This is a genomic window from Vibrio sp. TRT 17S01 (genome assembly GCF_050113695.1).
In the GTDB taxonomy this organism is placed as follows: Bacteria; Pseudomonadota; Gammaproteobacteria; order Enterobacterales; family Vibrionaceae; genus Vibrio.
Genome location: NZ_JBNJOG010000036.1, coordinates 1 through 6,496, shown reverse-complemented (window position 1 = coordinate 6,496; position 6,496 = coordinate 1). Strand labels below are relative to the sequence as shown.

General features: G+C 41.0%; 7 protein-coding genes and 1 pseudogene. All 8 read left to right on the top strand.

What is annotated here, in order from left to right:
• The first annotated feature begins 221 nt into the window (after nucleotides 1-221).
• On the top strand, nucleotides 222-845 hold the full coding sequence (locus ACQEXS_RS22090; RefSeq protein WP_427015229.1) for an HAD family hydrolase: 624 nt from the start codon (nucleotides 222-224) through the stop codon (nucleotides 843-845).
• Nucleotides 846-1,051: 206 nt separating this feature from the next.
• On the top strand, nucleotides 1,052-1,312 hold the full coding sequence (locus ACQEXS_RS22085) for a hypothetical protein (RefSeq protein ID WP_427015228.1): 261 nt from the start codon (nucleotides 1,052-1,054) through the stop codon (nucleotides 1,310-1,312).
• A gap of 28 nt (nucleotides 1,313-1,340) precedes the next feature.
• Nucleotides 1,341-1,997 carry a DNA-methyltransferase gene (locus ACQEXS_RS22080; protein WP_427015227.1) on the top strand — a complete coding sequence of 219 codons (657 nt, stop codon included), beginning with the start codon at nucleotides 1,341-1,343 and terminating at the stop codon, nucleotides 1,995-1,997.
• A gap of 145 nt (nucleotides 1,998-2,142) precedes the next feature.
• Nucleotides 2,143-2,394: pseudogene (locus ACQEXS_RS22075) on the top strand (GNAT family N-acetyltransferase); the annotation flags it as partial.
• A gap of 123 nt (nucleotides 2,395-2,517) precedes the next feature.
• On the top strand, nucleotides 2,518-3,480 hold the full coding sequence (locus ACQEXS_RS22070) for a tetratricopeptide repeat protein (RefSeq protein ID WP_427015226.1): 963 nt from the start codon (nucleotides 2,518-2,520) through the stop codon (nucleotides 3,478-3,480).
• Nucleotides 3,481-4,308: 828 nt separating this feature from the next.
• Nucleotides 4,309-5,001 carry a hypothetical protein gene (locus tag ACQEXS_RS22065; RefSeq protein ID WP_427015225.1) on the top strand — a complete coding sequence of 231 codons (693 nt, stop codon included), beginning with the start codon at nucleotides 4,309-4,311 and terminating at the stop codon, nucleotides 4,999-5,001.
• A 2-nt stretch (nucleotides 5,002-5,003) separates the two neighbouring features.
• Complete coding sequence (locus ACQEXS_RS22060; protein ID WP_427015224.1) at nucleotides 5,004-5,141, top strand: hypothetical protein; 138 nt, start codon at nucleotides 5,004-5,006, stop codon at nucleotides 5,139-5,141.
• 720 nt (nucleotides 5,142-5,861) lie between these two features.
• On the top strand, nucleotides 5,862-6,296 hold the full coding sequence (locus ACQEXS_RS22055) for a GNAT family N-acetyltransferase (protein WP_427015223.1): 435 nt from the start codon (nucleotides 5,862-5,864) through the stop codon (nucleotides 6,294-6,296).
• Nucleotides 6,297-6,496 lie beyond the last annotated feature (200 nt).

The window sequence follows — 6,496 nt, the reverse complement described above, 5'->3', positions numbered from 1 at the left end:
GCGGGAGTAAAATTTATGAATAGCACATCTCACTGTTTTAAATTTCAGGGGTGTCGCACTTCGTACTTGAATCCAAGTCACATAACAAGGCGTTTAAGGCGGATTCACAACGCTTGGCGATTTCACTTCCAGTTGAGTTAAGCGTTTAATGTACAATGTTTTAGGTTAGGTAGTTGGCGTTGTTCACCACTTAACGCGGCGTTATGTGATAAGGACAGGTCATGAAGCTAGTTATTTTCGATTGTGATGGAACTTTGGTTGATAGCGAGTTCCTATGTAATTTAGCTCTAGAGCACCAACTAGCTGAACTTGGTGTTAAAAGTATGGCTGAGGAGCTACTTGGTAAATATCGAGGCGCTAAATTGGCTGTAATATTGTCTAGTTTAGAGTCCGATTTTTCTATTTCTCTGCCAGCATCATTTGAACAAGAATATCGTAATAAAGTGAGCACGCTATTTGAACAACACTTAACCCCTAATATTGGTGTTAAAGAGGTATTGGAATCACTTTCAATACCATATTGTATAGCGTCGTCTGCACCTAGAAATAAGATCGAAAAAGCATTAAAAGTCACAGGATTAGCTAAATACTTCGAACATAATATTTATAGCTCCTATGAGGTTGGTTCGTGGAAACCAGAGCCCGATCTATTTTTACATGCAGCTAAAGAAATGGGGTTCCGCCCTGAGGATTGCTACGTTGTTGAAGATAGCTTGTTGGGTTTAGAAGCTGCGACTAACGCTAAAATGAAGGCTGTTTATTATGCACCTCAAGTTCAAGAGAAAAATCAGTATGGTGCTTTCCAAATACAAAATATGTTGGAATTGGCTGAAATTATCACATAACAAAGCGTTTAAGACGGATTCCCAACGCTCGGCATTTTCGGTTTGATTCAGCTTTAGTGTTTACGGCACAATGGCTTAGGTAGGGTGGTCTGCGTTGCTCACCACTTAACGCGGCGTTAGGTTATCAAATTGAGTGCATAGATCGCAGTTTGCATATGTTTTTTCTCTTATTATCGGGTCGTATAAGTCGTTGATAGGAGATAAAAATGGCATGTAATTGTTGTGGTAAACGCTTAAATATCGGCATGATTCACAAGACAGATCCAGTAACTGGTCAAAAATACAAATCTTGTCCTCATTGTTCCGATGCTAATGGAGGAGAACATGTTTTCCATCCATATCCGTTTAACTTTGGTAAAACACCAGCTCGCAAAACTGCACGTAATCCTGATGGTTACCAGAGTTACTGTATTGATTGCCGCAGGCTTGCTAAAGGTGTAGCCTCAAATGTCTATCGTAATGGATGAACATGTAGCGGTTTAATCTAGAGGTTCAATGCAAGTTTTTAAAGAAGATGCAGTTGAATGGCTTTCAACGCTCGCTGACGCGAGCGTTGACTTAGTTATCACAGACCCACCATACGAATCATTGGAAAAGCATCGGAAAATTGGGACCACGACAAGGCTAAAGGTAAGTAAAGCATCAAGTAATCAGTGGTTTCAAATCTTTCCCAATGAAAGGTTTGAGAGTCTTTTACAAGAGGTGTACCGAGTCCTAAAGAAAAACTATCACTTCTATCTGTTTTGCGATCAAGAAACAATGTTCGTAATTAAGCCAATAGCTGAGAAAGTAGGTTTTAAATTTTGGAAACCAATCGTTTGGGACAAAGTCACTATTGGTATGGGCTATCACTACAGAGCTCGCCACGAATACATACTTTTCTTTGAAAAAGGTAAGCGTAAGCTCAATGACTTAGGTGTGCCTGATATACTTCAATCAAAAAGGGTTTATAGGGGCTACCCAACTGAAAAACCCGTAGACTTACTTGAGGTACTTATTTCTCAAAGTAGCACTGAAGGTGAGTTAGTAATGGATCCATTCTTTGGCTCTGGTTCGACACTCGTTGCAGCTAAAAAATTAAATCGAAACTACATTGGTTGTGATATTTCAGATGCAGCTCATGAGCACTTTCAAGGCAGAGTCGAAAAATAGTAACCTAACAATCTGTTTAAGAGTGATTCGCAACGCGTGGCATTTTTGCTATGCGTTGCGTTTAGTGTTTAAGGTGGTATGCGGTAGCGTCGGTATTGTGTTGCTCACACCTTAACAGGGCGTTATGCCTCAAGGAGGAAAAATGGTGCAAGGATACAGAATCAGTACAGATAAAAAATACCTCGACTTTGAGGTGATTTATGACTTTATTTCAGGAAGTTACTGGGTGTCTGGAATACCAAAGCACACCTTAGAAAAAGCCATTTCAAATTCCTTTTGCTTTGGTGTCTATGACCGTCATGATTGTCAAGTAGGCTTTGCTCGCCTGATAACATATAAAGCGATGTTTGCTTACCTTGCTGATGTCTTCATCGTTGAAAATCACCGAGGCAAAGGTTAGAGTAAGTGGCTCGTTGAAAGCATAACGTACTTTTCTCAGACTAAATATACGTAATTCCTAATGTGCTGATATCTTAACTTATAGTTAAGTTATTAGGCCTTCGAATATCTGGTGAATACAATGAAATTATCCTCTAAATTACTGATATTTTCTGTGCTTGGAATATCGGCAGGGAGGGCGGGCTACATGGCCTTTTATCCCTATACGCTAACAAAAGGCTATGACTATTATCACCGCTCAAACTTTACTAAAGCTGAAAAAATATTTCACAAACTGGCAGATGATGGAAATGCTGAAGCACAAACTCAGCTGGCATTTATGTACATCGAGGGAAAAGGGCACGGACGAGATCCGGATTTGGCGCTCAAATGGTTGCGAAAAGCCGCAGATAGCGGTTATGCCGAAGCACAGTATCGACTTGCCGGCCTCTATTATCATGCGGTAAAAAAATCGCCTGAATCCAAAATATTTGCTGGTATCGTGACTATGAATACGCTCGCACGAAGTCGTAATATTGTCGAGCACAGTGATAGTGAAGCGGAAAAATGGTACAAGAAAGCTGCGCTTCAGGGACATCTTGATGCTCAGTACAGTCTTGGTGAAGTCTATGAATATGGCGAATCAGGAATTAAGAATATAGAGGATGCGACTGTCTGGTATCAACGAGCAGCCAAGCAAGGTAGCTTAAAGGCGATTACGAAACTTGGCACTATGTATCATGATGGTTACGGTATTGTTCAATCCGAAAACTACGCACAAGCTATGAAACTTTATCGTCAGGCTGCGGAGCAGGGTTATTCGAACGCTCAGGTCCGTTTGGGGGCCATGTTAGCTAATGGTGAGAATTCCGCAAAGGATTATGCGGGCGCGGAGATGTGGTTTAAAAAAGCAGCCAATCAAAACGATGTGACGGCTATGTATGACCTTGGGATTATCAATCAGATACAAGGCAATCATACCGAAGCGATGAATTGGTATCAGCAAGCGGCCGAACGCGGTAATATTAAAGCAAAAAACAAGCTGTTAATTTATAAGGGTGGTGATGTTCTGGCTGGGGATAAGGCGGCTTTTTTTACGAATTAATGATTGTGCAATTTCTCATACAGACTGTAAGCCTTGGTAGAATTCTGAGTGTTCTAGCAGGTTTTTAAAATTTCAAATAAATGAAATCGGAAAAATTAAAACAAATACGTTTGCCTCTTTTGACATGCCCTCAGCGCATAACAAGGCGTTTAAGGCGGATTCACAACGCTTGGCGATTTCAGCTCAAGTTAGCTTAAATGTATAAGGTACAATGGTTTAAACTTGGTGGTTGGCGTTGTTCACCACTTAACGCGGCGTTAGGCGACGGGCAGGAAAGTTCTTTATTCTCATCTTCTTAGGTCTCTTTGAGCATTCGTTTTTCTTAGTCGGCAATTTAGTGTTGTCGGTTCAAGTTCTTGAATCTCTCTGGCCGTAAAACATGCCAAGGTTCGCGGGTTGCCTCATTGTTTTTCACAGCCGGTTGGTTGTGAATCTCACTGGCTCAAAGTGTGGCAAGGGCAAGTTAATCGAGGCTTTCGTTCTCGCTTTAGGTTTGCAGCTTTGGTTTTTTCGGGCTCAAAACCTACTTTGTTGCTGAAGGTCTGCATTCAGTGGTTGTTGGAATCTTGGCTGAAACATAGTGACTTTTGTGGTTCTTGAATCACAAGAAAACGGTGGGTGTTTGGTTGCTTATAGGGTTTCGGGTAATCTGCTTGCAAACATCCTTGAACACTGGTGGGATACTTCGCCTAACAAGGCGTTTAAGGCGGATTCACAACGCTTGGCGATTTCAGTTCCAGTCAGGTTAAGTGTTTAAGGTACAATGATTTAGGTTGGGTGGTTGGCGTTGTTCACCACTTAACGCGGCGTTATATTTATCGAGAAAGTATGGAAAAAATAATTCAAGGCTTACGTTCAGCGAGATCGAAAACTGAACTTCTTTTAGCAAAACGAGAAATTGAAAAACAGCTAAAGGAGTTGACGAAACGAGAAGAAAAGTTAGAAGAGCTTAGTCTTGAGGTTGACGAAGACTTATTGGATCAAGCTTCTTTAGTAGAATACAGAAGTCAAGGTTACGCATCTTTTTATAATACTCGACTAGAAAAAGACAAGAGTATATTAACTATCTCTGTTGCAGGCTTAGGCTTTCTTATAACATTTTTGAATTTAACAACGCTAGATAACCTTTCATATGTCTTGTTGTTAATTTCATCAATGTGCTTTCTTTTTTGCATTTATACAGTTATTAGGATTTTCGATAAAAATGCAGATTATATAATATCGGTTGTAACTGATGATGACTCATTCGCCGAAAAAGAAATCTATTTACGAAAGTTAGATAAACGTTCAATTAATGCTTTTTATATAGGAATATTATTGTCGTTCGTACTAGGTTTGTACACATCATACAGCAACAAGGAAATTGAATTGTCTAAAGAAAACAAAAATGGCTCATCACAACAGTATCAAGTTGTAGATTTGGAAAAAAGTGCGGCGGGAGCTTCTGCTATGAAGCCTGGTCGTAATAGTAGCAATAACAGTCAATCCTCAGCCTCGAAACAAAATAATAAGAGTGAATAGCTATGACGCAAGACAGAAATGGGCAACAACGACGTCCACCTAGTAAACCACATCAACCATCTCCTGCAACAGGGAGTGCAGATGGCGCATCCAGAATGAAGCCTGTTATTGGTGGTAGAAAGAAGCCGGGGAAAAAATAAATATAACAAGCTGTTTAAGTGTGATTCGCAACGCTTGGCATTTTTGCTATGCGTTGCGTTTTGTGTTTTAGGTGGTATGCGGTGGCTTTGGTATTGCGTTGCTCACACCTTAACAGGGCGTTATGTTTACTTGAAATTCAAAGGCTTAAAGTTCTTAGGTTCTAGTTCTTTATCCCTCTGGCAGTTCGTCCCTAGTAGACTCAGCAAATCCGCATTGTCGTTCTAATTTCTTGAATCTCTCAGCCCGTAAAACATGCCAATGTTCGTGGGTTGCTTCATTGTCAGGTCGTGGCGGTTGACTTCGGGTTTAACTGGCTTAAAGTCGCTTTGAGGTTCTTAGCCAATTAGCATTTCAGCTTGGCAGTTGCCTCGGCAATTTGCCATTGTTTTGCGCTTTGGTTGGAAAGATAGGGCGCTTGTTGTTTCTTGGTCGGGTTGCCTCATTGGGCAAGGAAGTGGAATTACACGTTTAAGGTTAATCGCCTTTGGCGGTCAAGTTGGTTCGAGCCTTGTGGTTTAGCTCAGAAAACTAGTCAGAAATAGCAGTTCTTTCTCAATCAAGTCAGTAACTTGTGGTAAAACATAACAAATAATTCAACAGTGATTCGCAACGCTTGGCGCTCCCACTTCGGGTTGAATTTAGTGTTTACGGCGCAGTATTCAAGTTCAGTGTTTGCGCTGCTCACATGTTAATTGGGCGTTATACGCAAGGAGAGATATGTGGTAAAAATTCGTGAAATGGACATCGCGGACTATGAAGACGTTATAAGGCTGTGGGGACAAACTGAGGGTATGAGTCTTCGGGATGCTGACTCAAAAGAAAGCATCAATAACTACCTAATACGTAACCCCAAATTAAGTTTCGTCGCAGTGTCAGCCAATGAAATTGTTGGTGCGGTGCTAGTCGGTACGGACGGACGTCGAGGTTATCTGCAACACCTAGCCGTATCTTCGAATTATCGTGGCAAGAACTTAGGCCGAGAGTTGGTCAGCCAAGCTATCAGTGCGTTAGCTAATGTTGGGGTTCCAAAAACTCATTTATTTGTGTACAACGAAAATGTCAATGCCCAGCAGTTTTATGAAAAGCTTGGTTGGTTCCCGAGAGACGAAGTTCGAATGTACTCATTCAATAGTTCTAGTAACAATAACGTTTAGCGCACGGCGTATAACAAGCAATTCAAGCTGATTCGCAACGCTTGGCACTTTTGGTTTGAATCAGCTTTAGTGTTTACGGCACAATGCTTTAGGTAGGTGGCAGCGTTGCTCACAACTTAATTGGGCGTTATGTTGTTGGAGGCTAACAATGAAATATTGGTTACTACTATTGGTATCAATTCTACATTCAGGTTTAAGTT